This window comes from Pradoshia sp. TA40_28 (assembly GCF_059694525.1).
The window spans coordinates 41250-66245 of record NZ_JCATZO010000010.1 but is presented as its reverse complement, the minus strand read 5'-3'; the positions used below and the strand labels follow the sequence as shown (position 1 = coordinate 66245).

General features: G+C 38.4%; 24 protein-coding genes, 2 riboswitches and 1 other annotated feature (1 of these 27 cut by a window edge). Of the genes, 1 reads left to right on the top strand and 23 read right to left on the bottom strand.

Annotation, left to right across the window (positions count from 1 at the left end; translation table 11 throughout):
- Window positions 1-4 precede the first annotated feature (4 nt).
- The 18 genes from AC58NB_RS13695 to AC58NB_RS13610 form a co-directional block, all read right to left on the bottom strand.
- The gene (locus AC58NB_RS13695; protein ID WP_497427401.1) at window positions 5-886 is read right to left on the bottom strand and encodes a mechanosensitive ion channel family protein; all 882 of its coding nucleotides are present in this window, start codon (window positions 884-886) and stop codon (window positions 5-7) included.
- A gap of 175 nt (window positions 887-1061) precedes the next feature.
- Window positions 1062-2459 (bottom strand): Fe-S cluster assembly protein SufB, encoded by a 1398-nt coding sequence (sufB, locus tag AC58NB_RS13690; protein ID WP_497427400.1) that lies wholly within the window; start codon window positions 2457-2459, stop codon window positions 1062-1064.
- Window positions 2460-2523: 64 nt separating this feature from the next.
- Window positions 2524-2958 (bottom strand): Fe-S cluster assembly sulfur transfer protein SufU, encoded by a 435-nt coding sequence (gene sufU / locus AC58NB_RS13685; protein WP_497427399.1) that lies wholly within the window; start codon window positions 2956-2958, stop codon window positions 2524-2526.
- A complete protein-coding gene (locus tag AC58NB_RS13680) occupies window positions 2948-4177 on the bottom strand; it encodes a cysteine desulfurase (RefSeq protein ID WP_497427398.1) in 1230 nt (409 codons plus the stop codon). Before AC58NB_RS13680 ends, sufU begins: the two co-directional genes overlap by 11 nt.
- On the bottom strand, window positions 4177-5481 hold the full coding sequence (sufD, locus tag AC58NB_RS13675; RefSeq protein WP_497427397.1) for a Fe-S cluster assembly protein SufD: 1305 nt from the start codon (window positions 5479-5481) through the stop codon (window positions 4177-4179). The genes AC58NB_RS13680 and sufD overlap by 1 nt, the downstream gene beginning before the upstream one ends.
- Window positions 5482-5498: 17 nt before the next feature.
- Window positions 5499-6284, bottom strand: coding sequence for a Fe-S cluster assembly ATPase SufC (gene sufC / locus AC58NB_RS13670; RefSeq protein ID WP_497427396.1), 786 nt, complete (start codon window positions 6282-6284; stop codon window positions 5499-5501).
- A gap of 360 nt (window positions 6285-6644) precedes the next feature.
- On the bottom strand, window positions 6645-6797 hold the full coding sequence (locus tag AC58NB_RS13665) for a YuzK family famiily protein (RefSeq protein ID WP_491133301.1): 153 nt from the start codon (window positions 6795-6797) through the stop codon (window positions 6645-6647).
- A gap of 300 nt (window positions 6798-7097) precedes the next feature.
- The gene (locus AC58NB_RS13660; protein ID WP_497427395.1) at window positions 7098-7931 is read right to left on the bottom strand and encodes a MetQ/NlpA family ABC transporter substrate-binding protein; all 834 of its coding nucleotides are present in this window, start codon (window positions 7929-7931) and stop codon (window positions 7098-7100) included.
- 12 nt (window positions 7932-7943) lie between these two features.
- The gene (locus tag AC58NB_RS13655; RefSeq protein WP_497427394.1) at window positions 7944-8612 is read right to left on the bottom strand and encodes a methionine ABC transporter permease; all 669 of its coding nucleotides are present in this window, start codon (window positions 8610-8612) and stop codon (window positions 7944-7946) included.
- Complete coding sequence (locus tag AC58NB_RS13650; RefSeq protein ID WP_497427466.1) at window positions 8609-9640, bottom strand: methionine ABC transporter ATP-binding protein; 1032 nt, start codon at window positions 9638-9640, stop codon at window positions 8609-8611. Before AC58NB_RS13650 ends, AC58NB_RS13655 begins: the two co-directional genes overlap by 4 nt.
- Before the next feature lie 115 nt (window positions 9641-9755).
- Window positions 9756-9870, bottom strand: a riboswitch (SAM riboswitch).
- A gap of 96 nt (window positions 9871-9966) precedes the next feature.
- Window positions 9967-11286 carry an O-acetylhomoserine aminocarboxypropyltransferase/cysteine synthase family protein gene (locus AC58NB_RS13645; protein WP_497427393.1) on the bottom strand — a complete coding sequence of 440 codons (1320 nt, stop codon included), beginning with the start codon at window positions 11284-11286 and terminating at the stop codon, window positions 9967-9969.
- 84 nt (window positions 11287-11370) lie between these two features.
- A riboswitch (SAM riboswitch) is annotated at window positions 11371-11476 on the bottom strand.
- Between the two features lie 211 nt (window positions 11477-11687).
- Complete coding sequence (locus AC58NB_RS13640) at window positions 11688-11969, bottom strand: thioredoxin family protein (RefSeq protein ID WP_497427392.1); 282 nt, start codon at window positions 11967-11969, stop codon at window positions 11688-11690.
- Complete coding sequence (locus AC58NB_RS13635; RefSeq protein ID WP_497427391.1) at window positions 11944-12339, bottom strand: toprim domain-containing protein; 396 nt, start codon at window positions 12337-12339, stop codon at window positions 11944-11946. The genes AC58NB_RS13640 and AC58NB_RS13635 overlap by 26 nt, the downstream gene beginning before the upstream one ends.
- A gap of 144 nt (window positions 12340-12483) precedes the next feature.
- Window positions 12484-12867 carry a glycine cleavage system protein GcvH gene (gcvH, locus tag AC58NB_RS13630; protein WP_497427390.1) on the bottom strand — a complete coding sequence of 128 codons (384 nt, stop codon included), beginning with the start codon at window positions 12865-12867 and terminating at the stop codon, window positions 12484-12486.
- 73 nt (window positions 12868-12940) lie between these two features.
- Window positions 12941-13294, bottom strand: a complete 354-nt coding sequence (locus AC58NB_RS13625) for an arsenate reductase family protein (protein ID WP_497427389.1) — start codon at window positions 13292-13294, stop codon at window positions 12941-12943.
- Between the two features lie 149 nt (window positions 13295-13443).
- Window positions 13444-15228, bottom strand: a complete 1785-nt coding sequence (locus tag AC58NB_RS13620) for an acyl-CoA dehydrogenase FadE (protein ID WP_497427388.1) — start codon at window positions 15226-15228, stop codon at window positions 13444-13446.
- 69 nt (window positions 15229-15297) lie between these two features.
- A complete protein-coding gene (locus AC58NB_RS13615; protein WP_497427387.1) occupies window positions 15298-16476 on the bottom strand; it encodes an acetyl-CoA C-acetyltransferase in 1179 nt (392 codons plus the stop codon).
- 37 nt (window positions 16477-16513) lie between these two features.
- Entirely contained in the window at window positions 16514-18904 is a 2391-nt protein-coding gene (locus tag AC58NB_RS13610; RefSeq protein WP_497427386.1) for a 3-hydroxyacyl-CoA dehydrogenase/enoyl-CoA hydratase family protein, read from the bottom strand.
- 179 nt (window positions 18905-19083) lie between these two features.
- Here AC58NB_RS13610 and AC58NB_RS13605 point away from each other — a divergent pair, with 179 nt between their 5' ends.
- Window positions 19084-19212 carry a YuzL family protein gene (locus tag AC58NB_RS13605; protein ID WP_497427385.1) on the top strand — a complete coding sequence of 43 codons (129 nt, stop codon included), beginning with the start codon at window positions 19084-19086 and terminating at the stop codon, window positions 19210-19212.
- A gap of 117 nt (window positions 19213-19329) precedes the next feature.
- On the opposite strand, the gene arcC is transcribed toward AC58NB_RS13605, so the two are convergent.
- From arcC to argR, 5 genes are all read right to left on the bottom strand, one after another.
- Window positions 19330-20292: a carbamate kinase gene (arcC, locus tag AC58NB_RS13600; RefSeq protein ID WP_497427384.1), complete on the bottom strand. Its 963-nt coding sequence runs from the start codon at window positions 20290-20292 to the stop codon at window positions 19330-19332.
- A 46-nt stretch (window positions 20293-20338) separates the two neighbouring features.
- Entirely contained in the window at window positions 20339-21754 is a 1416-nt protein-coding gene (gene arcD / locus AC58NB_RS13595; protein ID WP_497427383.1) for an arginine-ornithine antiporter, read from the bottom strand.
- 66 nt (window positions 21755-21820) lie between these two features.
- Complete coding sequence (argF, locus tag AC58NB_RS13590) at window positions 21821-22831, bottom strand: ornithine carbamoyltransferase (RefSeq protein WP_497427382.1); 1011 nt, start codon at window positions 22829-22831, stop codon at window positions 21821-21823.
- A gap of 42 nt (window positions 22832-22873) precedes the next feature.
- Window positions 22874-24106 carry an arginine deiminase gene (gene arcA, locus AC58NB_RS13585; RefSeq protein ID WP_497427381.1) on the bottom strand — a complete coding sequence of 411 codons (1233 nt, stop codon included), beginning with the start codon at window positions 24104-24106 and terminating at the stop codon, window positions 22874-22876.
- 232 nt (window positions 24107-24338) lie between these two features.
- Window positions 24339-24794 carry an arginine repressor gene (argR, locus tag AC58NB_RS13580; RefSeq protein WP_497427380.1) on the bottom strand — a complete coding sequence of 152 codons (456 nt, stop codon included), beginning with the start codon at window positions 24792-24794 and terminating at the stop codon, window positions 24339-24341.
- 147 nt (window positions 24795-24941) lie between these two features.
- Window positions 24942-24996: a binding site (T-box leader), on the top strand; it runs 157 nt beyond the window's last position.

The following is a 24996-nucleotide window of genomic DNA, read 5'->3' as shown; positions in this document are numbered from 1 at the left end:
TTTCCTATTGTTCTGTATATTCTTTTTGTCTATCTTGTATAGAAAATTGTTGTGACGCTAAACAAATCTGATTATCATACATTTTTTGAGCCATGACTTTCTTTACTAATAAGGCTGCGTCTAAATAATGTTCATCATCCACAGTAGCCTTAACGGAGAATCGATAGCCAAAGGGGCTGCTATCTAAAGAAGATAATCCATGGACTTGATAGGGTTCAAGATATTCATTGTTTATATCCGTTTTGAGATAATAGAAATACTTTTCGTTAAGCTCAACACAGGCCTCAGCAAGTAACTCTTCTATTTTAGCAGGGTTCTCTTTGAAACTAACAATTACACTCTCAAAAATCCTTCTTTTTTCAACATTTCCATTCTCAACCTTGCGGATTTCACCATTGGGTACAGTCATTAGCTTTCCATTCACTAAGCGGATTTTCACCACTCTAAATCCCATTTCCTCGACCGTTCCACCGTCTATCTCCCCATTCACATGGACAAAATCCCCACGCTGAAATTGTTTTTCAAATATCATGAAAAACCCGGCTAAAAGATCAGTCATAATCTTTTGGGCCCCAAGCCCCACTACTATTCCTAATACTCCACCAGCCACAAGTATATTTTTAATATCTACAAATGGTTTAATCATAGCGAGAATAATAATAAAAAAGGCTAAATAAGTAGACGTGTTTCGTACGACAGATTCAATTGTTTGTTCCTTTTTCTCACTAAGAAAATGGGTATGTTTAAAAAATTTGTGCAGAATAAACCTAACCAAATAGATTAATGCATACGTGATTATAACTGTATAAAGAATAGATAAGCCATAACTTTTAAGTTGAGACCAGTCAATATTGATAGTATTTTGTATTCTATTAAAAAAATCCATTTCCATCCCCCATTTAGCATCAAGCTTACTAAATTCTACTAAAAAACTCTGTTGTTATCCAAGTATAGCAGAAGGATCCTTATAATTAATTCTAACTTCTTTGCTTTTCTTAAAAAAAAGAATCCGAATTTAAATTCGGATTCTTTCCTATATGTGAGATTTTGTTGTATCAGTATTAACCGATAGAACCTTCCATCTCAAATTTAATTAATCTGTTCATTTCAACAGCGTATTCCATTGGCAATTCTTTCGTGAATGGCTCAATGAATCCCATAACGATCATTTCTGTTGCTTCTTGTTCTGAAATACCGCGGCTCATTAGATAGAAGAGCTGCTCTTCAGATACTTTGGAAACTTTCGCTTCATGTTCAAGAGAAATATTATCATTGTGGATTTCATTGTATGGAATAGTATCGGAAGTCGATTCATTATCCATAATAAGCGTATCACACTCGATATTGGAACGTGCTCCATCAGCCTTTTTACCAAAGTGGACAATACCACGGTAAGATACTTTACCACCATGCTTGGAAATCGATTTAGAAACAATAGTGGATGAAGTATTTGGAGCTAAATGCATCATTTTTGCACCGGCATCCTGATGCTGACCTTTACCGGCAATCGCGATGGAAAGAGTCATTCCACGAGCGCCTTCTCCGCGTAAAATACAAGCCGGATATTTCATTGTCAATTTGGAACCGATATTACCATCAACCCATTCCATTGTACCATTTGCATCAACCACTGTACGTTTCGTAACAAGGTTATACACATTGTTCGCCCAGTTTTGGATCGTTGTATAACGGCAGTAAGCATTTTCCTTAACAATGATCTCAACAACTGCACTGTGAAGTGAATTAGTTGTGTAAACAGGAGCTGTACATCCTTCTACATAATGTACAGACGCATCTTTATCAACGATGATTAAAGTACGCTCAAATTGACCCATGTTTTCAGAGTTAATACGGAAGTATGCTTGCAATGGCGTATCCACTTTAATACCTGGTGGTACATAGATAAATGATCCGCCGGACCATACTGCAGAGTTTAATGCAGCAAATTTATTATCAGATGGTGGAATTACTTTTGCAAAGTGTTCACGGAAAATATCTTCATTTTCGCGTAAAGCGGAATCTGTATCCTTGAAGACGATTCCCATTTCTTCCAAATCTTCTTTCATGTTATGGTACACAACTTCAGATTCATACTGAGCGGAAACACCAGCAAGATATTTTTGCTCAGCTTCAGGGATACCAAGCTTATCAAACGTACGTTTAATTTCTTCAGGTACTTCATCCCATGATTTTTCGGATTTCTCGGATGGTTTTACATAATACGTAATTTCATCAAAGTTTAAACCTGAAAGATTGCCGCCCCATTGTGGCATTGGCATTTTATAGAAAAGTTCAAGAGACTTCAAGCGGAAGTCCAACATCCATTGTGGTTCGTTCTTCATGCGAGAGATTTCTTCAACTATCTCACTAGTTAATCCGCGTTTAGAACGAAAGATGGAAACGTCCTTATCATGAAAGCCGTATTTATAATCACCGATATCAGGCATTTTTTTAGCCATCGATCGCTTCCTCCATTCTTTCTGGCATGAGCTGATTCCTATATCCAGCTCATGCCTTGTCATTTTATTTTTCGTTAAGCCCTTTTTCCATCGCTTTCCAGGCAAGCGTCGCACATTTTATGCGTGCTGGAAACTTACATACACCCTGAAGGGCTTCTATATCACCAAGGTCCAAATCACCTTCGTCGTATTCCTTACCTTGCATCATATTGGAAAAAATGCCTGCAAGTTTTAATGCATTCTCAATGCTTTTTCCCTTGATGATTTGAGTCATCATGGAAGCAGATGACATAGAGATGGAACAACCTTCTCCATCGAATTTCGCATCCTGCACCATTCCGTCAACTACTTTTAAAGTAAGATGGATTCGATCTCCACATGTCGGATTATTCATATCAATTACAAGGCTGCCGTCTTCCAGGCTTCCTTTGTTCCGTGGATTTTTATAGTGATCCATGATCACTTGCCTGTAAAGGGTATCTAAATTATTAGAAGCCATTACTGAAATACTCCTTTGTTTTAACGAGTCCTTCTGCCAAACGGTCGATATCCTGTTCCGTGTTATATAGATAGAAACTAGCTCTCGCCGTTGACGAAGCGTTTAACCATTTCATAAGAGGCTGTGCACAATGGTGCCCTGCTCTGATTGCAATTCCATCAGCATCGAGAACGGTAGCCACATCATGCGGATGAACATCCTCAAGATTGAATGTAACTACCCCAGCTCTTGATTTTGGATCTTTAGGGCCATAGATTTTCAGCCCATCAATATCTGATAATTTATCAATTGCATAAGCAGCAAGCTTATGCTCATGCGCTTCAATATGATCAAGACCAATTTCACTTAGGAAATCGATTGCTGCTCCCAGTCCAATGGCACCCGCAATAATCGGTGTACCACCTTCAAACTTCCAAGGAAGCTCTTTCCATGTAGAATCTTGCAATCCTACAAAATCAATCATCTCTCCACCAAATTCAATTGGTTCCATTTTCTCAAGATATTCCTTTTTCCCATACATGACACCAATGCCTGTTGGCCCACACATTTTATGAGCTGAAAAGGCGAAGAAATCACAATCAAGTTCCTGAACATCTACTTTGAGATGCGGTGTACTTTGCGCACCATCTACTACCATTACCGCGCCATGTTCATGTGCAATTTGGCCGATTTCTTTAACTGGATTAATCACACCGAGTACATTCGATACATGCATAACTGACACGATTTTAGTTTTTGAAGTGATTACTTCTCTAACTGTATCAATCGATATTGTACCGTCTTCCTCAAGCGGGATATATTTTAGAGTGGCACCAGTAGCTTTAGCTACCTGCTGCCACGGAATGATATTACTGTGATGCTCCATCATACTGATTACAATTTCATCTCCAGCTTGAAGGTTTGATCTTCCATAGCTAGCTGCAATAGTATTAATAGAAGTCGTGGTCCCTCTTGTAAAGACAACTTCTTCGATGGATTTGGCATTAATGAACTTTCTTACCTTTTCACGAGCTCCCTCATAAGCATCCGTAGCCAGTGTTCCAAGCGTGTGAACACCACGGTGTACGTTTGAGTTATACCGTTTATAATACTCATCAATAGTCTGAATAACGGATGCTGGTTTCTGTGATGTTGCTGCACTGTCCAGATATACCAATGAATGACCATTGACTTTCTCATTTAAAATTGGGAAAAGTTCCTTAATAGTAGTTGGAATCATTATTTAACTTTCCTTTCAATTACCTCTGTCAACTGCTTCTTAACAGCCTCTACAGGTAATTGATTAACTACAGGGGCAAGGAACCCATGGATAATTAAACGTTCTGCATCAGACTTACTGATCCCTCTGCTCATTAGATAATAAAGTTGAGTAGGATCTACACGGCCAACAGAAGCGGCGTGACCTGCTGTTACATCATCTTCATCAATTAACAGAATAGGATTTGCATCCCCACGTGCTTTTGGACTAAGCATTAATACTCTGGATTCTTGTACGGCGTCAGATTTAGTTGCACCATGTTCAATTTTACCGATGCCATTGAAAATAGAAGATGCTTCATCCTTCATAACACCATGTTTCAGGATATATCCATTTGAGTTTTTACCAAAATGAACCACTTTCGTTGTAAAGTTTTGAGTTTGTTTACCAGTACCAACAACTACGGTTTTAGTATCACCATAAGCACCATTACCATGTAGGTTTGTAATATTTTCAGAAATCGTGTTGCCATCGTTCATTAAGCCCAATGCCCATTCCACTCTTCCATCATTTCCTACATAGGCATTACGGTTTACATAGGTTCTCATGTTTTTGGATAATGTGTCAACTGCGCCATATTTAACAATTGCGTTGTTTCCGACTACTACCTCAGAAATAATATTTCCAATCGTTTCTTTCCCGTCAGCCAATGAAATATAGTTTTCAACGTATGTGACGGAGCTGCTGTCTTCTGCAACAACAAGCACGTGATTATATAGTTCTGTATCTGCATTATCAATCATGAATATAGCTTGGATTGGTTCTTCTACTACCACATTGCGTGGAATATAGAGAAAAGCTCCTCCATTAAAAAGTGCTGCATGCAAAGCTGTCAGTTTATTTGTTTTTACAGGTACGCTCGTAGTCATGAAGTATTTTTGCAAAAGTTCAGGATGGTCTTTAGCAGCCGTCCTTATGTCAGTGAAAATAACCCCTTTATCACGAAGCTCCTGTGATAATGTTAAATACGCAGCTGTATGATTTCGTTGTATATATAAACTTCTATTCTCATTAGGATTGATTAGTTTTTTCACGTCATCAGCAAGCTCATCAATAGAAGCAAATGTCTCACTTGTAACGGAGTTCACTTTCATATCCTCTAGATTCCATTTATCAATCTTCGTTTTATCAGGTTTCGGCATAGGGAGCTCAACAGAGGCTGAAAGGGCGTCTAAACGGAAGCTTTCAAGCCAGGCAGGCTCACTATGTCCTTTTGAAAAAGAAGATACAACGTCTTTTTCGAGTAATGTAGTTTCGATTGTCATAACGATCCTCCTATAGCTTATGCTTCAATTTCTACTGTTTCGTCTTCAATACCTAATTCTTTTTTAATCCAGTCATATCCTTCTGCTTCTAAACGTTGCGCGAGTTCTGCACCGCCGGATTTCACGATTTTACCTTGCATCATAACGTGAACATAATCAGGAGTAATATAGTTCAATAAGCGTTGATAGTGAGTGATCATTAAGCAGCCAAAATCTTCGCTTCTCATTTGATTGATTCCTTTGGAAACAACTTTTAAAGCGTCGATATCTAGACCGGAGTCGATTTCATCAAGGATCGCAATAGCAGGTTGCAACATTAATAATTGAAGGATTTCATTACGTTTCTTTTCTCCGCCGGAAAAGCCTTCGTTTAAATAACGTTGAGCCATGTCTTGATCCATTTCTAATAGATCCATTTTTTTATCCATTTCTTTAATGAATTTCATCAAAGAAATCTCGTCGCCTTCTTCGCGTTTACTGTTAATAGCAGAACGCATGAAGTCTGCATTTGTAACTCCAGTGATTTCACTTGGATATTGCATAGCTAAAAACAGACCAGCACGAGCGCGTTCATCAACTTCCATTTCAAGTACATCTTCACCATCCATCGTGATAGATCCACTTGTTACTTCATATTTCGGATGACCCATGATAGCTGAAGATAATGTAGATTTTCCTGTACCATTCGGTCCCATAATTGCGTGAATTTCTCCACCTTTAACTTCAAGGTTTACCCCTTTAAGAATCTCTTTACCTTCTATTGCAACATGTAAATCTTTAATTGTAAGAACTGAACCAGCCATTCTTATACCTCCAATATATAGTCATCTAATGTTTTAGATTATTTCTATTCTCAATTTATTCTCATTACAATCTTATAACAAATCAAATCTAGATTCAACTTTTTGAAACGAGAAAATTACATATAATGGACACAATATCCCACCATAATGTCTACCTTATTGACATTATAAAGTTAAATTTGACGAAAGAAAAGGACCAGCATTTTCTGAAACACACAACCACTAGAAATAACGATTTATCCGTTAATTTTAAAAGGGAAATCTAAAAATATAAAAACAGGCAGAGGAAAAAAACTCATTTTTCCTCTGCCTGTTTTTATTTAAGAACGTATTAGATAGTCCCTTTAAGACTATATTCACTTATCCATAAACTCTTCTATTCACATCATTTAAGATTTGATTGCTCTTCATATAACTGCGTTCACGCTTCTCTTCAACTTTCATACGCACATTCAAATTTTGGCTATATACTTGATATCCAACCCCATGTGCCTGTCTCATCGCCTTATCCATTTCATCTGTTACTCGAAGTTGTAACTGATTGTCAAAAATAATAAATCATTCCTTTCTATTTATTATAATAAGGGTATCACTATAGAGAAGAACCCTCAAAGTCTATATACCACACTGAGCACATCTTAAAAGCGATTTGGCGTATTTATTCAAGGAAATTCTTAACTATTCGGAAAAATGATACCCAAGAGACTTTATAATCATGGTAAAAAGCGGCTGAAGCACAGGCTTAAGAGACACTATTTATAATAGAAGAAAAAAGTACAGCCACTAATTTGGCTGTACTTTTTATTTCAAAAATTATTTAGTTGCAGGGACAACGGACCCTTTGTATTCTTCAGTAATAAAATCCTGGATTTCTGTTGAATGAAGGACTTCAACTAAAGTTTTAATTTCTTCTTTATCCTTGTCTTCGGATTTAACGGCAATGATATTAACATATGGATTATTTTCAGCACTTTCAAGAGCGATGGCATCCTCTGCTGGAACCAAACCTGCATCAATTGCATAGTTGGAATTAATCAGTACCGCATCACCTTCATCATTATTATAAACCTGCGTTAACATAGGTGCTTCAATATCTGTTTTAAATTTTAATTTCTTAGGATTCTCTGCAATATCATCTACAGTTGCAGTTGTTTTATCAATGTCATCTTCCAGCTTTATTAAGCCTTCTGTTTCAAGCATGGATAACATACGTCCATGGTCAGCTACCGAGCTGCTCATGATAATCGTTGCACCCTTAGGCAGATCGTCCAAGCTATCGTACTTCTTGGAATAGACACCAATCGGCTCAATATGGATACCGCCTGCATTAGCAAAATCATACCCATTATCTTTCACTTGGCTCTCGAAATAAGGGATATGCTGAAAATAGTTTGCATCAATTGAACCATCTTCTAATGCTTTATTCGGCATTACATAATCTGTAAATACTTCAACTTCGAGTTTAATACCTTTTTCTTCAAGAAGAGATTTCGCTTCTTCCAAAATTTCCGCATGCGGAACATTTGAAGCACCAATTTTAATCGTTTTTAGATCTTTGTCACCTGAATTGGCTTCATCTCCTGACCCTCCGCAAGCTGCCAATAGAAGAGTTAATCCTAAAACAAGTATGAATGATAACTTTTTCACTTTGGTTCCTCCCTATCGTTTGTCTAATTTTCTTGTTATAAAATCTCCAATAAATTGGAGAATAAACACAATAACCAATACTAAAACAGTAGCAACAAACGTGACATCTGTCTGGCCTCGGCTAAATCCTTCAAGATAGGCAAGGTTCCCCAGTCCACCAGCACCTATCATACCAGCCATCGCTGTATACCCAACCAACGCAATCGCGGTAACTGTTATACCTGAAACTAATGCAGGTAATGATTCTGGTATGAGCACTTTTCTAATAATCGTAAATGAACTGGCACCCATAGATCTTGCAGCTTCAATTACACCTTTATCAATCTCGCGCAAACCAATTTCAACCATTCGTGCATAGAACGGGGCAGCTCCAATAATTAAAGCTGGCAAAGCAGCCTCGACACCAATAATGCTTCCCACCAACGCCTTTGTGAAAGGAATGAGCAGAATGATCAATATGATGAAAGGAATGGAACGGAAAATATTAACGAAAGCACCTACAATTCCGTAAACCACTTTGTTTTCCCACATATTTCCCTTGGAGGTCAGGAATAAAAGGAGACCCAATATAATTCCTAAGAAGAAAGTTGCTACTAATGAGATACCTGTCATATAGATGGTTTCCCATGTACTTTCATAGATACGTTCCCATACTACATTTGGAAATAATGTTTCTATCATTCGGAAATCACCTCCACACCGATTTCCTGATTGTGAAGAAATTCAATTGCTTTCGAAACTTCAGTTGGATCTCCATCTACATGAATAAATAATGTTCCATAGGATCCATTCTGAGTCTGTGAAATTTTTCCCTGCAATATATTTACATTAATTTTATAAGAGCGAATGACCTCTGATAAAACAGGTGTTTCAGCAGATTCACCGATAAAGGATAACTGAACGACTTTGCCTGTCGGATATTCAGCAAGCAAATGCTCGATGGTTTCCTTCGTTTCCTCTGGCTCGGTAACCTGCTGTACAAATCGTTTCGTAATCGGGGCAGTTGGTTTTTTAAATACATCAAGCACGTTTCCGCTCTCTACTACTTTCCCCATCTCCATCACAGCAACGCGATGGCAGATTTTACGTATGACATGCATTTCATGCGTAATTAATACGATTGTTAAGCCAAGTCGTTCATTTATATCGACCAGCAGCTCTAAAATGTCATCTGTAGTCTGCGGATCAAGTGCTGAAGTTGCTTCGTCGCAAAGCAAAACTTTTGGATTATTGGCTAATGCACGCGCAATTCCAACCCGTTGTTTTTGACCTCCGCTCAATTGGGATGGGTAGGCATTTTCACGTCCATTTAATCCAACCAGTTTGACTAGCTCTTTTACTCTTTCTTTACGTTTTTTGCTTGGTATACCGGCAATTTCTAAAGGAAACTCTATATTTTCACTGACTGTCCTGGACCAGAGAAGATTAAAGTGTTGGAATATCATACTTATTTCCATTCTGGCTTTTCTAAGTTCAGCACCTTTAATAGCAGCCATATCTTTACCTGCTACTACTACACTGCCTTCGGATGGTTTCTCCAAACCGTTCAGCATTCTAATCATGGTACTTTTTCCTGCTCCGCTGTACCCGATGATTCCAAAGATCTCTCCCTTTTCAATTGACAAAGAGACTTGATCTACTGCTTTGACAGCTGATGAACGTTTAAAGGTTCCCGAGAAGGTCTTCGATACATCACGTAATGTAATCATAAAAAAGTTCACCGCTCTTTCTTTCAACATCTAGTTTTAAGATAGTTTTCAATTAAACAAAAATGCCTTTCTGCGGAGGCAGAAAGGCATGATTAATTTATAAACATGTTCCTTTCTCTCATCTCCCAGGATTTTAGTTCATCCTGTGTGAATTGGCACCTTTTCAATCTGCTAGATTGCCGGTTGCCGGGCTTCAAAGGGCACAATCCCTCCGCCTCTCTTGATAAGAGTAAATGACACTATACAATTAAATCTAACTGTCTGCTATCCTATCATGTTGAAGAAAGAGCTGTCAACAGCAAAGTCTTTATAGCGTGAATACTAGATTAATTCGCCACGACTTTATTCGAAGAAATCCCTGTTGACTTTTCAATCGCCAGCTCCAATTCTTCAATTAAATCTTCTGCATGTTCTATACCGACGGAAAGCCTGATTAGATCCTCCTGCACCCCGGAGGCCTTTAATTCCTCCTCACTAAGTTGCTGGTGAGTAGTGCTTGCCGGATGAATAATTAAGCTTTTTGCATCACCGACATTGGCCACATGGGACCATAGCTCAATGGAATCAATCAGCTTTTTACCTGCCTCACGTCCTCCCTTTATTCCAAAAACAACGACTGCTCCTGCTCCTTTAGGTAAATATTTCTTCGCCTTTTCAAAATCATTATGGTCTGGATCGCCTGGATATGAGACCCAGGATACGGCAGGATGTTGTTTTAAATAATCGACTATTATTCTTGTATTAGCGATATGCTCTTTCATTCTTACATGCAGGGTTTCCAATCCAAGAATAAATTGAAAGGCGTTGTATGGACTTAGGGACGGACCCAAATCTCTCAATAGCTGTACCCTTGCCTTTGTAATAAAAGCTGCGGCTCCAATTGCCTCACTATAAATCAAGTCATGATAGCTTGGGTCTGGTTCTGTAAACCCAGGAAATTTAGGCGAATTCCAATCAAAATTCCCGGCATCTACAATCACTCCGCCTAATGTCGTTCCATTTCCAAGTAACCACTTCGTAGCAGAATGAATGACGATGTCTGCTCCAAATTCAATCGGCCGTGTTAAATAAGGAGTGGCAAAAGTATTATCAATGATCAAAGGAATTCCAACTTCATGGGCAATCTCCGCAACCCGTTCAATATCTAGCACTTGCAGGCTTGGATTTCCGATGGTCTCTGCAAAAATCGCTTTCGTCTTTGAAGTAATGGCTTCTCTGAAATTTTCTGGATTCACTGGATCTACAAATCTTACATCAATCCCATACTTAGGAAGAGTATTAGCGAATAAATTATAGGTTCCTCCATATAGAGTGGAAGCAGAGATAATTTCATCACCTGATCCTGCAATATTTAAAATGGAGAGTGTGATAGCCGCAGCACCACTTGAAACAGCTAAAGCTCCAATTCCCCCCTCGAGTTCAGCTATCCTTTCCTCAAATACACTTGATGTGGGATTATGGATTCTCGTATAAATATATCCGGGTTCAGCTAATCCAAATAAGTTCGCAGCATGATCTGTATCTTTAAATAAATACGCATTTGATTGGTATATTGGTACACTTCTCGCTCCTGTTAATGGATCTTGCTGTAGGCCTCCGTGTATACCCACTGTTTCAAACCGATACTTCTTTTGCTCGTTTGCCATTTTACATCTCTCCATTTCGTTTTAGTAGAGAAGTGAGTAAATGAAAAAACCTCTTCACAAGAAGAGGTAGGCATTTTCCATCTCTCCTTATCTCCCGGATATATATCCGCAGGAATTGGCACCGTGTATGATAATAAATACCGGTTGCCGGGCTTCAAAGGGCCAGTCCCTCCACCTCTCTTGATAAGAATCAAGCAACTATTAAGTTGTTAAAACTATAGCATATCGATATATACTAATCAACTGATTATTCTGAATTTTTAAAATAAATATATTATACGCTTATAATCTGCAAACTTCTCCTACAATATTTCATAAAAAGTAAGAAAAAGTGTATGTCGATTATATAGACATACACTAGCAAATCGTTCATCGACATATTTCCTAAGAAATAATCCCTATTAATCTATAATTAATTTTAATCGATCCACGAGATATGGAACGGAATGAAAGGCATATATTTTCTCTATTACTTGATTATCCTTAATTAAAATGAGGCACGGTACACTTTCAATTTGATATTTTTCTGCAAGTTCTTTTGAATAGTTAAGATTCACCTTTTCTAATGGTGCACTAGGGAGAACTTCTTTTGCGATATCAAGCATTCTTCCAGCTATTTGACAGGTACCGCAAAGGGGGGTAAACGTATAGATTGCTTTATTTATCGAAGCTTGATCGTTCATTTTGCTTAACATCCTTTATTTGTTTTAAAAATTCAGCCTTCACATCGATATTGGCTGCTAAGAGAACCGTTGCCAAATGATACCCCGGGGCATTTGCCACTTCCCGATAGGTCCGATCGATATATAAATGAAAAGCGTTCGGCATTTCTCGCCGCAGCTGTTTTCTTAGCTTTTCTCCGGATTCATCAGCATCAGCCAAAATATACACTTCCTTATTTTCAAGTGCATCGACTAATTCATCCAATTTCGAAAGACTAATCGTTCCATTCGTGCATATGATTTCAACGGGTTCATTTAGAACAGCTTGTACCCTTTTACGATCAGTTGAACCTTCCACTATAATTACTTTTTCGTTGAGAGACTCCCACATGTTTATCACCTTTTGCCAGGAGACTATGTTAAACACACATAGATTCTCGCCATTTTATTACAAGTATCTTACCCTAACCAGCTAAAAAGTAACAATTGATAGTTAGGATCACTAAAAAAGAAAGAAGCAAAGCTTCTTTCTCCTTTAATCTTCTTTAGTTGCTGTTTCGTATTGGTCAGCATCCATTAATTCTTCGTATTCACTTGTTTCGGATGGTTCAATTAAAATCATCCATGCTTTTTCATACGGAGATTCATTTACGTATTCTGGATTATCCATTAATTCTTCATTTACTTCAACAACTTTACCACTGATTGGAGCATATAATTCAGATACTGTTTTTACAGATTCCACACTGCCAAATGGTTCATTGCGTGTTAATTCATCTCCAACTTCAGGAAGCTCTACAAATACGATATCTCCCAACTCTTTTTGAGCAAAATCAGTTATGCCGATTCGAATCTTTCCGTCTTCTTGTTTAACCCATTCATGCTCTGCTGTATATCTTAATTCTGCTGGAATGCTCATGATCTTATCCCCCCAAAATGTATATATGGTTCTTACCTCATCATGACATCAAACTACTCATTTGACAATAATTTCATGCCCATGAATTTTGGAAATTTTCTTCCTTGAACCCGACAGTTACTTTCTCTCCATCATAAGCGATTGGACGCTTAATCAACATCCCGTCAGATACAAGTAAGGTAAGCATTTCATCTTCTGACATTGTCTTCACTTTATCTTTTAATCCAAGCTCTCTGTATTTCATACCACTTGTGTTGAAAAATTTCTGAAGTGGCAATCCGCTTTTTTTATACATTGTTTCCAATTCTTCTTTGGACGGTGGATTTTGTGCTATATCGATTTCCTGATAGGATATTCCATTTTCATCAAACCATTTTTTAGCTTTTCTGCATGTCCCACATTTGGGATACCAAAAGAATGTTATCATTGTTTTTTCACCTCAATTGAAGCATACCATATTTTTTTAGCCCGCTTAAACTGATTTACATTGCTTAAATAAGTGTCCATTAGTCTGCTCTATATGAAAAAAGAAAAAAGCCCGGTTTTTTCACCAGGCTTCCTCTATAACCGTCTAGATTAAACAGTGTAACGTTCAACTTCAATTAATTTTTCTGATGCTTCACGTTTAGTTGCAATGACATTGATTGGTGTGAAACGTGTAAATTTACGTAGAGCAGAGGTCATCATACGTAATGTATCCCCTGTTTCTGTTGCCACCAATGTTTCTTTAGCATGCTTTTCAATTTCTCCAAATGCTTCCTGGCAGAAGATCTGAGTATAAAGTAATTTTTGTTTATTCTTTTCCAGTCCATCTTTTTTAATTGCCTTCTCTGTTCGAAGAACAACTGATTCCATTGCATAGATGAAAGAAGCGATATCTGCAATATTCACAAGAATTTCTTGTTCTTTTTCCAGCTCAGTACCGTATTTTTGTGCAGCTAATCCCGCAATCATAATACCGATATTTTTGGCATTTTTAACGAGATGCTTTTCTTGATCAAGCGGCTCAGTACCCGGCTCTTCAGGCATAAGCATCATTAATCCCTCAGACAGTTCCTGTGCTTTTTGCAAGAGTGGTAATTCACCTTTTAACGCTTTTTTCAAGAATGTTCCAGGTACAAGCAGACGGTTAATTTCGTTTGTACCTTCAAATATACGGTTGATGCGAGAGTCGCGATACATTCTTTCAATTTCATATTCAGCCATAAATCCATATCCACCATGAAGTTGAACGGCTTCATCGACAACATAATCCAGTACTTCAGAAGCAAAGAATTTATTTAAGGAACATTCGATCGCGTATTCAGCAATAGCCTTTGCGACTTCTTTCCCATCTTTGACCTCTTCATCACTAAGTCGGCTCATTCTTTCTTCAAATAATCCAACAGTTCTGTAGACAGAGCTTTCTGCTGCATATATTTTGGAAGCCATTGTAGCCAACTTTTCTTTTGTTAAATTAAACGAAGAGATTGGTGTTTTAAATTGCTGGCGCTGATTAGCATACGTAGCAGCCAATTCAAATCCGCGCTTGGAAGCCCCAACTGCGCCAACCCCCAATTTATAACGGCCAATATTAAGAATATTAAAGGCAATCACATGCCCTCTTCCCGCTTCACCCAATAAGTTCTCAACAGGTACTTCAGCATCTTCAAGGATTAGTGTTCTGGTTGAAGAGCTTTTGATTCCCATTTTCTTTTCTTCTGCTCCAGTAGAGACACCAGGGTATTCTCTTTCAACGATAAATGCAGAGAATTTATCTCCATCAATTTTCGCATATACAACAAATACATCAGCAAAGCCTGCATTTGTAATCCATTGTTTTTCACCATTTAAAATGTAGTGAGTTCCAGCTTCATTTAATTTAGCTGTTGTTTTTGCTCCGAGTGCATCAGAACCTGAGCTTGGTTCTGTTAAAGCATAGGCAGCTAATTTTTCACCCGTAGCTAATAATGGCAGATACTTTTGTTTTTGTTCTTCATTACCAAATAAAACGATTGGCAGTGATCCGATTCCAACATGTGCTCCATGAGAAATGGAGAATCCTCCTGCACGTGATAATCTTTCTGAAATCAGGGCAGAGCTTACTTTATCCAAGCCTAAACCGCCGTATTCTTCCGGTACATCCGCACCCAATAATCCAAGTTCTCCAGCTTGCTTCAATAATTTCACTGAACGATCAAACTCATGATTTTCTAGATATTCCACTTGAGGCAACACTTCATTTACTAAATAATCTTCAGTCGTTTTTGCAATCATTTTGTGCTCATCTGTATAATCCTCAGGAGTAAACATATCTTCTGCTTCAATATCCTCAATTAAAAATGCTCCGCCTTTTAATACTTCTTCAGTTTGATTAGCCACTATATTTCCTCCTTATATGGAGATGACCAGGGAGTTTCTATGCCCAATCATCTCATCCCTTTTACATTTTTATGCCAATAATTCAAATACACCAGCGGCGCCCATGCCTCCGCCAATACACATAGTTACAATGCCAAATTGCTCATTACGACGTTTCATTTCATTTAAAAGTGTCAGGGTTAATTTTGCACCGGTACAACCAAGTGGGTGACCCAATGCAATCGCACCGCCATTCACATTTACTTTCTCCTCATCGATTCCCAAGTGGCGTATGACTTGAATGGATTGAGATGCAAATGCTTCATTCAATTCAAATAAACCAATATCCGATAAGCTTAATCCAGCCAGCTTAAGCGCTTTAGGAATCGCTTCTACCGGACCGATCCCCATAATTTCAGGAGGTACACCCGCAACAGCGAATGAGCGGAATTTCAAAAGTGGTTTGAAGCCTTCCGCTTCCGCCTTCTCCCGGTCCATCAGTAAAACAGCTGCTGCTCCATCACTTGTTTGTGAAGCATTGCCGGCTGTCACTGTTCCTGTAAGTGAAAATGCAGGTCTTAATTTCCCCAGTACTTCCTTTGTCGTCCCTTCACGAACCCCTTCATCGGTTGTAAATTGGACAGAGCGCTCTTTCAATTTATGATCTGATCCAACATGACGAAGAGTCACATCTACTGGAACAATTTCATCTTTAAACTTTCCATCACGGATGGCCTGTGCAGCCTTTTGATGACTGCGTACAGCAAAGGCATCCTGTTCTTCACGTGTTATACCGTATTTTTTTGCAACCTCTTCTGCTGTATGTCCCATTCCCATATAGTATTCAGGAGCTGCTTCAGCCAATTTGGAATTTGGACGAACAACATGCCCCATCATTGGAACCATACTCATCGATTCAACCCCGCCGGAAATGACCGTTTCTGAATGCCCGAGCATAATTCGCTCCGCACCGTAGGCAATAGATTGCAAACCTGATGAACAATAGCGGTTAATCGTAATAGCTGGCACATTGTATGGCAAACCTGCCAAGGCGCCGATATTACGTGTCACATTAAGCCCTTGCTCAGCTTCAGGCATCGCGCAACCAAAGATCATATCATCAATTGGCCCGTCGTAATTTTCTGCTCGTTTCAGAGTTTCCTTTACTACTAATGCACCTAAATCGTCTGGTCGAACATTTGCAAGAGTTCCTTTTTTGGCTCTGCCAACCGGGGTTCTGGCTCCGGCAACAATTACTGCTTCTCTCATGCCAATCCTCCTCTTAATCAATCAAATTTCTGTTCTATTAGTTACGTAATGGTTTTCCTTTAACAAGCATATGTTGCATGCGCTGTTGGGTTTTCCCTTCCTGGACAAGACTAATGAACGCTTCTCTTTCTAAATCAAGTAAGTACTGTTCATCTACCTCTGTTCCATATGGCACTTTTCCGCCAGCTAAAACATAAGCAATCTTTTGGGCGATTTTTAAATCATGCTCTGAGATATAACCGGAATAAAGCATGGACTGCGCTCCCAATAAAAGAGCCGCATAACCCGGTTCACCTGATACCGGAATTTTTTTGCGTACCGGCGGCTTATAGCCCGTATCATACAAGGCAATAACAGCCTGTTTTGCATCATATAGCTGATGATCAGGATTAAAGCTGATTCCATCATTGTTATTCAAGAAGTTATTTTCTCTGGCTTCGTCACCTGAAGTCGATACTTTGGCCGTAGCAATTGTTTCAAACACATTAATAGCAATCTTAGTAAGGTCGAAATCAACCCCGTTCGGTAAGCTATTCAAATATTTAATATAAAGCTCCTTATTTCCACCGCCGCCAGGTAATAAGCCGACACCGGTTTCTACCAAGCCTATAAACGTCTCAGATGAAGCCTGTATTTTTGCTGCAGGCAGGCAAATTTCAGCCCCGCCGCCTAGCGTCATATTAAACGGTGCGGCAACGACCGGCTTCCTACTATATTTAATATTCATCATTGCTTGCTGGAATTGACGTGTTATCATTTCCACATCAAAAATATTGTCATCTTGTACTTCCATCAGAATCATAGCCAAGTTGGCTCCAACGCAGAAGTTTTTACCTTGGTTCCCTATGACTAATCCTTTGTAATTCTTCTCTACTTCTTCAATTGCATAATTAATCATATTGATAATGTCAAAACCAATCGCATTATTAGGTGAATGGAATTCCAGCAAGGCTACGCCATCACCTATATCGATCAGACTGGCACCGCTATTCTTCTTAATGACCCCTTTTTGTTTCTTAATCAACTTCAAATTAATATTTTTTTCATTCACTTCAAGTTGTTGATATTCGCCGTTTGCATAATAAAGAGTTCCATTTTCTCCTTCTTTATAGAAGGTTGTAGCGCCACTATCTATCATTTGCGTAATCCAATCAGGAACACGTTGGCCCTCCTCCTGCATCTTGGCAACGGATTTCTCTAAACCAATCGCATCCCAGGTTTCAAATGGTCCAAGCTGCCATCCGAATCCCCACTTCATTGCCTGGTCGATGGCTACAATATCATCCGCAATGTCACCAAGTAAGTCTGCCGAATAGAGTAACGTAGGGCTGATCACATTCCATAACAATTCACCGACACGATCATCCGAATAGATAAGCGCTTTCAATTTTCTTGCAGCGCCTTTCTCTTGCTTTACCATATCCAACGATGGAGCTTTTAAATTTTTCCGTTCAACATATTCCAAAGTGGAAGGATCCAGTTCTAGTATTTCTTTTCCTTTTTTAAGGAAAAATCCTTGGCCGGATTTACTTCCCAACCATCCGTTTTCAAGCATTTTTTTCATAAATTCAGGTATTTCAAATACAGATTTCTCTGCTTCATCATCTACATTGTCATATACGTTTTTAGCCACATGGGCAAATGTATCCAGTCCCACTACATCGAGTGTACGGAACGTAGCACTCTTCGGACGGCCAATTAAAGGACCAGTAACAGAATCAACTTCACCGATACTATAGCCTCGCTCCATCATTTCACGAACGGTTACTAATAAACCATAGGTTCCAATTCGGTTTCCAATAAAATTCGGGGTGTCTTTTGCTATTACGACGCCTTTGCCTAGAACATCTTCCCCAAATTGTTTCATTGCGCTTACTACTTCAGGTGATGTTGCGTTGGTTGGGATAATTTCTAGCAGCTTCAAGTATCTAGGTGGATTAAAGAAATGGGTACCAAGGAAATGCTTACGGAAATCCTCAGAACGTCCTTCCGCCATGGCCTCAATGGAAATCCCAGATGTATTCGAACTTATAATACTGCCTGGTTTTCTATATTCATCTATTTGTGCAAATACACTTTGTTTAATATCAAGTCTTTCAACAACGACCTCAATAATCCAGTCACAGTCATTAATTTTCGACAAGTCGTCTTCAAAATTTCCCGGCTCTATAAGAGATAAATTCTTCTTGGAGGTTAAAGGTGCAGGTTTTTGTTTAAGTAGTTTTTGAATGGATATTTGGGCCAAACGATTACGTACTTGTTTGTCTTCAAGAGTTAGCCCTTTTTTCTCCTCATCCGCGCTAAGTTCTCTTGGAACAATATCCAATAGCTTAACCGGAATTCCAATGTTGGCTAAATGTGCTGCGATTCCCGAACCCATAACCCCTGATCCAAGTACAGCTACTTTTTTAATTTGAAGGTTCAACATTAAATCCCCCTTTAATTTGAATGAATGCTCATTCATTTTTACTGCAAAAAAATATGGAATAAAAATCCTACATCTCTAACTATAAAAGATTTTAGAAAATTCCGCAATTGTAAAATCAAAAAAATGGTAATTTGTTATTAATTTTTAGTTTGGTCAAACTAATACAGGAGGTGATTTTAATGGCAAAGCTTAAAAAGAATCCAAGCAAAGCAGGAGTCAGTGCTGCAAGCGTTAAGGGGAATGCCGGTCCACATCATGAAAAGCATCATTCTAAAGTAAACAGTCAGAATAACCAATTTAAAAAATAAGTTTCTTTATACATTTATATGTACAAGGTGTAGGTATTGCGCTCCGCCTAAACTAGGTAAAAACAAAATATACCCCAAATCATCAAATGAATTGGGGTATATTTTCATTCATAATTATTAGGCCATTATTTTTTCTTCCTGCATGGAAATGATTGTTCCGGCATTTCCTTTTAATGCTTCCAATGCTTTATCCAGGGATGTAATGATTGTCGAACGGCCTGGTCTTGATTCTGCAAATTGAATGGCAGCTTCTACTTTAGGAAGCATACTGCCTGGTGCAAAATGACCTTCCTCCGCCAATGCTTTTATTTCCTGAGTTGTAATGGATTCTAGTTTTTGTTGATTCGGCTGATTATAGTTAATATAGATGTTATCTACTGCAGTCAAAATAATTAAAGCGTCTGCATCTACTAATTCAGCCAGCTTCTCAGAAGCAAAATCTTTATCGATAACAGCTTCTACTCCAATTAATTCATCATTGGACTTCAGAACTGGAATACCACCGCCGCCTGTAGAAATAACAATCTTTCCGCTTTCCACAAGACTGTTAATACTCTTATGCTCCAGTATGCTGACTGGTTTTGGGGAAGGCACTACTCTTCTCCAACCTCTGCCTGCATCTTCCTTAAAGGAAGCACCAGTCTCTTGGATTAGTTTCATCGCTTCTTCTTCTGAGTAAAAAGGACCAATTGGTTTTGTAGGATTTTTGAAGGCTCCGTCATTTTCATCAACAACAACCCTTGTTACAATCCCCACTACATCCTTGTGAATTCCTCTTCTGGAAAGGGCCTTGTCCATTGCATTTTCCATCCAATACCCAATCATCCCCTGAGACATAGCTCCGCATGTATCAAGAGGCATGGCTGGATTTTTTTCTGAATCAGCCGCTTTTTGCTGAAGAAGAATATTACCAACTTGTGGACCATTACCATGTGAAATGATAATATCCATTCCATTCTCCACAAGTGTTGCAAGCTGTTCAGCTGTTTTTTCAAGGGCCAGCTGTTGAGCTTTTGCACTGGCATCACCAGATTGAATGGCATTACCACCTAAAGCTATAACTACTTTCTTTCTTTCCATAGTAGACTCGATACCTCCAAATATCAGTTGATGTTTAGAAATCAGGTTAAATAGTAATGCCTCCAGTGATCAATTCGAAGATCGCGTAGCAGGCAAATACAACAAAGGCCGCTGCTATAGCCAACTCTGTTTTTGTAAATACTTGTTTGACATTCGCTTCTTTCTGTACAGCTCTGTAAATAAGGATACCTGGTGCATATAAAATCATTGTTAATAGTAAATAGTCAATACCAGCGGCATAAACCATCCAAACACCATAGGCACTTGCAACAACACCAATAATAATATTTTTAATGCGATCAGCCGCTTTATCCTGAATGGAATACTTCAATTGATAGAAAGCAGAGAACGCATATGGAATCAAGATGGCTGAAGACGCCAATGAAAAGGCAAAGTTATATGCTTGCTCAGATACAAGGAATGTTAATAAGAACACTTGAATTAACCCATTTGTTAGCCATAAGGAATTAGATGGGGCTCCATTTTTATTTACTTTTGCAAACCATTTAGGGAATAATTTATCTTTCCCTGCCAAGTATGGAATCTCAGATGCTAACAATGTCCATCCAAGCCAAGCACCTAGTACTGAAACGATCAAGCCAAGGTTTATGAATGTAGCTCCCCACGGACCTACCATTTCTTTAAACACATAAGCCATAGATGGATTACTTAATCCGGCCACCTCTGCACGGTTCATCGCACCAATTGACATAATGGAAATTAATACATAGATAATTAAAGTACCAATTAAACCAATAACTGTTGCTTTACCAATATCTTTTTTATCTTTCGCACGGCTGGATAAAACCACTGCCCCTTCAACACCAATGAATACCCAAAGTGTCACAAGCATTGTGCTTTTTGTTTGAGCCATAACATCACTAAATTGGAAACCTCCGCCAGTTCCCCAGAAATCATCTAAGAAAATATCCGCATTAAACGCAAAAATACCGATAATAATAAATAAGAAAATAGGAACTAACTTCGCAATAGTAGTTACGATATTTACCAGCGAAGCTGAGTGAACTCCACGCAGAACTAAAGCATGAACAGCCCACAGCAGTACGCTGCCGCCAATAATGGCCGCAATGTTTTGTCCACCTTCAAATACCGGGATGAAATATCCAATAGATGAGAATAAAAGTGTAGCGTATGCAACGTTACCTAACCATGCTGACAACCAATATCCCCAAGCACTGTTGAATCCCATAAACTTTCCAAATCCAGCAGCAGCATAACTGTATACACCGCCATCAAGATCTGGTCTTTTCGTATTCAGATTCTGGAAAGAAAGCGCTAGGGCAATCATCCCTATCCCAGTAATTGTCCAACCTATAATAATTGCACCCGGGGAAGCCGCTCCCGCCATATCTGAAGCAAGGTTAAATGCTCCTCCACCAATCATGGAGCCTACAACAATTGCAATTAAAGCAAACAAACCAATCTTTTTATCGTCTGCCATTCTTCTTCACCTCTAATTAATAATGGTAGCAGGGAATTAGATAGAACCAATTCCCTGCTCATCTCCTTATTCAATATTGCCTAATGTCAATGCCATTACAGATTTAATCGTATGCATTCTGTTTTCTGCCTGATCGAAAACTTTTGAATGCTTACTGCGGAAGACTTCATCTGTTACTTCCATTTCAGCTAAACCATGCTCCTCATGAATCGCACGTCCATATGCTGTTTCAAGATCATGGAATGCTGGTAAGCAATGAAGGAAAATCACATTTTCGTTTCCAGTCATTTTAATCATATCCATATTCACTTGATATGGAGCTAAAAGAGCAATACGTTCTGCGAATTTGTCTTCTTCTCCCATAGATACCCAAACATCTGTATAGATTACATCTGCTCCGGAAACCGCTTCTTCAACATTAGAAGTAATCGTAATGCGACCATTGGATTCCTTAGCTAATTCTTCAGCAAGCTCTACAATAGAAGCTTCAGGGAATAAGGATTCAGGAGAGCAAATACGTACATCCATACCAACTTTTGCTCCACCAACTAATAAGCTGTTCGCAACATTGTTACGTCCATCTCCAACATATACAAATTTAACGCCTTTTAAATGGCCGATATTTTCTTGTACTGTTAAGAAATCTGCCAATGTTTGTGTTGGATGCCATAAATCTGTAAGACCATTCCATACAGGTACTCCGGAGTGCTCAGCTAAAGCTTCCACCTTTGAATGCTCGAAGCCACGGAATTCGATACCATCAAACATGCGACCCAATACTTTAGCAGTGTCTTCGATGGATTCTTTTTTACCAAGTTGAATGTCATCTTTTCCTAAGTATTCCGGATGTGCACCTAAATCAGTACAAGCTACCGTAAATGCACAACGAGTACGTGTGGATGGCTTTTCAAATAATAGGGCAATATTTTTACCTTCCATATAACGATGTGGAATGCCTTGTTTTTTCTTTTCTTTTAACTCAGCGGCAAAATTAATCATGTGTAAGAATTCTTCTTCAGTGAAATCTTTTTCAGCCAAGAAACTTCTACCTTTAAGATCTGGTCTTGTTTTAATCATTACAACTTCTCCTTCCAAAGATAACTGACTTCTATCTATTGATTAAATATCTTCACGTACAAGCGGCATACTCATGCAGCGTGGGCCCCCACGACCGCGAGCCAATTCCGAGCTTTTGATCTCAATAACCTTGACACCATGTTCACGAAGGACTCTATTTGACACTTGGTTTCGATCATATGTAACAACCACACCTGGTGCAATCGCTAATGTGTTGGAGCCATCATTCCACTGTTCACGTGGAGCTGCGATTTCATCTCCATCACCGCAAAGAATGATTTCAAGCTCAGGCAATTCAAGTACTTCTCTCAAAGTTTCTTTAAGATCTGTACGGTGAGTAATGGATACTGAATTCTCATCAGCACCTTTTTCAAGAATATAGATATTCATTTTTCCGCCAGGTCCTTGAATCATTGGGTGCATCGTAAATTTATTGTAATCTACCATTGTAAATACAGTATCCAGATGCATAAATGCACGAGTTTTTGGTATTTCAATAGCGACTACTTTCTTGAATTGCTCCTGTTTATTCAAGATGTTCAATGCAAACTTTTCGATTGCTTTAGCGGAAGTTCTGGCTGAAACTCCAATTGCGACTACTTCTGGGCTTAATACCAGCTCATCTCCACCCTCAATCGGGTTATTATAAGTACGGTCAAGCCATACAGGAACATCTTTACCAGCAAATCTTGGATGATGTTTAATAATGTACTCCATAAACATGGATTCTCTGCGTCTTGCAGGCTCACGCATGTTATTAATCGTTAACCCATTTCCAATTGCCGCTGCCGGGTCACGCGTAAAATAAAGGTTTGGCATTGGATCTGTATAGAATGGATAATGGTCTTCCATTAATTCATACAGATGTTTTCTTTTGCTGATTTCCAGTTCATTTTTACGGATACCAGACATAATTTTTTCTATCATATCTTCATTTGAAAAAGATAATAAGTACTCTTTAAGGTTTTCGAAAGTACCCTGTACCTTTGCGTTACTTTCTTCCAGCATACGACTAACAAATTCTTCTTTCACTTCAGGATTTGTTAACGATTCAGCAACTAGCTTTTCAAGGTATAATACTTCTACTCCTTGATCTCTTAATGTATTAGCAAAATAATCGTGCTCTTCCTGAATAATCGGCAAATACGGGATATCATCAAATAATAGCCTCTCCAGATATTCTGGAGTAAGATTTTCTACTTCTTTTCCAGGACGCTTTAACATAACTGTTTTTAACGTACCAATTTCAGAAGTAACATGAATTGGATTTGTCATCTTGCCTTTCCTCCTGCACACCTTATTTTTCTTACATTTTTAGTGTACAGGAGTGAAAAAAAAGATATGTGAGATTTTTCACATAAATAATGTGTAAATCTTCACATAAATCTCTTTAAATAAACTATTTCTTGTATGAATATTTAATAATCTCTTCACAATACCTACTTAACAGGATAAATGTATGTATATTTTCATGCATAAAATACTCTAAATGTTTAAAATATTTTTCTTACAAATTTGCAATCGATTTTAGTCTTTCTTCCAGCACCTCTGCTTGAGTAACTGTCCGACAAATAATCATACATGTGTCATTCCCGCATATCGTTGCTGCTTTTTCATCCCAATCAAGCTCATCTAAAATGGCTCCAAATGAGTGTGCATGACCTGGTAATGCTTTAATGATAATAAAATATTCAATTCTTTCTATATTCAGTAGGGCATCCTGCATTTTTTTCCGGAGTTTCATTGTATCATTGTACTTATGCTCCCCAATAAAGCCATATTTCGTCCCACCGGTCTTCGATGGATATTTTACTAAGCTTAATTCCCGAATATCTCTGGAAATGGTAGCTTGAGTAATATGTAATCCTTGCTTTGATAATTCTTCAACCAGCTGCTCCTGAGTTTTAATCTCATTATTCTGGATTACTTGCTTAATAATAGCCAGCCTTTTCTCTTTATTCATGATAGTAGAATACTCCCTTCGCCAAGTATTATAATTCTATTGTATACCTATTTGTGCAGTAATGAGCAAGTTAATCCTCCAAAAATCATAGTATATATTGACATTCTTTTTAGACCATTTATACTATTCGTATATAAATAAATATTGATACAATTTTTGAGGAAGAATAGTACTTAAAATACAGATTATAGCGAGCCGGGAG

What these genes read in the sequence shown, in the direction of transcription:
- argF (WP_497427382.1), bottom strand. Translation starts at nt 22,831, where the DNA reads ATGATTAAAACAAGACCAGATCTTAAAGGTAGAAGTTTCTTGGCTGAA.
- sufC (WP_497427396.1), bottom strand. Translation starts at nt 6,284, where the DNA reads ATGGCTGGTTCAGTTCTTACAATTAAAGATTTACATGTTGCAATAGAA.
- sufD (WP_497427397.1), bottom strand. Translation starts at nt 5,481, where the DNA reads ATGACAATCGAAACTACATTACTCGAAAAAGACGTTGTATCTTCTTTT.
- AC58NB_RS13605 (WP_497427385.1), top strand. Translation starts at nt 19,084, where the DNA reads ATGGCAAAGCTTAAAAAGAATCCAAGCAAAGCAGGAGTCAGTGCTGCA.
- AC58NB_RS13610 (WP_497427386.1), bottom strand. Translation starts at nt 18,904, where the DNA reads ATGTTGAACCTTCAAATTAAAAAAGTAGCTGTACTTGGATCAGGGGTT.
- arcA (WP_497427381.1), bottom strand. Translation starts at nt 24,106, where the DNA reads ATGACAAATCCAATTCATGTTACTTCTGAAATTGGTACGTTAAAAACA.
- AC58NB_RS13635 (WP_497427391.1), bottom strand. Translation starts at nt 12,339, where the DNA reads ATGTGGGAGTCTCTCAACGAAAAAGTAATTATAGTGGAAGGTTCAACT.
- AC58NB_RS13695 (WP_497427401.1), bottom strand. Translation starts at nt 886, where the DNA reads ATGGATTTTTTTAATAGAATACAAAATACTATCAATATTGACTGGTCT.
- arcC (WP_497427384.1), bottom strand. Translation starts at nt 20,292, where the DNA reads ATGGAAAGAAAGAAAGTAGTTATAGCTTTAGGTGGTAATGCCATTCAA.
- AC58NB_RS13645 (WP_497427393.1), bottom strand. Translation starts at nt 11,286, where the DNA reads ATGGCAAACGAGCAAAAGAAGTATCGGTTTGAAACAGTGGGTATACAC.
- sufU (WP_497427399.1), bottom strand. Translation starts at nt 2,958, where the DNA reads ATGGCTTCTAATAATTTAGATACCCTTTACAGGCAAGTGATCATGGAT.
- arcD (WP_497427383.1), bottom strand. Translation starts at nt 21,754, where the DNA reads ATGGCAGACGATAAAAAGATTGGTTTGTTTGCTTTAATTGCAATTGTT.
- AC58NB_RS13615 (WP_497427387.1), bottom strand. Translation starts at nt 16,476, where the DNA reads ATGAGAGAAGCAGTAATTGTTGCCGGAGCCAGAACCCCGGTTGGCAGA.
- sufB (WP_497427400.1), bottom strand. Translation starts at nt 2,459, where the DNA reads ATGGCTAAAAAAATGCCTGATATCGGTGATTATAAATACGGCTTTCAT.
- AC58NB_RS13650 (WP_497427466.1), bottom strand. Translation starts at nt 9,640, where the DNA reads ATGATTACATTACGTGATGTATCGAAGACCTTCTCGGGAACCTTTAAA.
- gcvH (WP_497427390.1), bottom strand. Translation starts at nt 12,867, where the DNA reads ATGAGCATTCCAGCAGAATTAAGATATACAGCAGAGCATGAATGGGTT.
- AC58NB_RS13665 (WP_491133301.1), bottom strand. Translation starts at nt 6,797, where the DNA reads ATGGATAAGGCGATGAGACAGGCACATGGGGTTGGATATCAAGTATAT.
- argR (WP_497427380.1), bottom strand. Translation starts at nt 24,794, where the DNA reads ATGAATAAAGAGAAAAGGCTGGCTATTATTAAGCAAGTAATCCAGAAT.
- AC58NB_RS13625 (WP_497427389.1), bottom strand. Translation starts at nt 13,294, where the DNA reads ATGATAACATTCTTTTGGTATCCCAAATGTGGGACATGCAGAAAAGCT.
- AC58NB_RS13655 (WP_497427394.1), bottom strand. Translation starts at nt 8,612, where the DNA reads ATGATAGAAACATTATTTCCAAATGTAGTATGGGAACGTATCTATGAA.
- AC58NB_RS13680 (WP_497427398.1), bottom strand. Translation starts at nt 4,177, where the DNA reads ATGATTCCAACTACTATTAAGGAACTTTTCCCAATTTTAAATGAGAAA.
- AC58NB_RS13640 (WP_497427392.1), bottom strand. Translation starts at nt 11,969, where the DNA reads ATGAACGATCAAGCTTCGATAAATAAAGCAATCTATACGTTTACCCCC.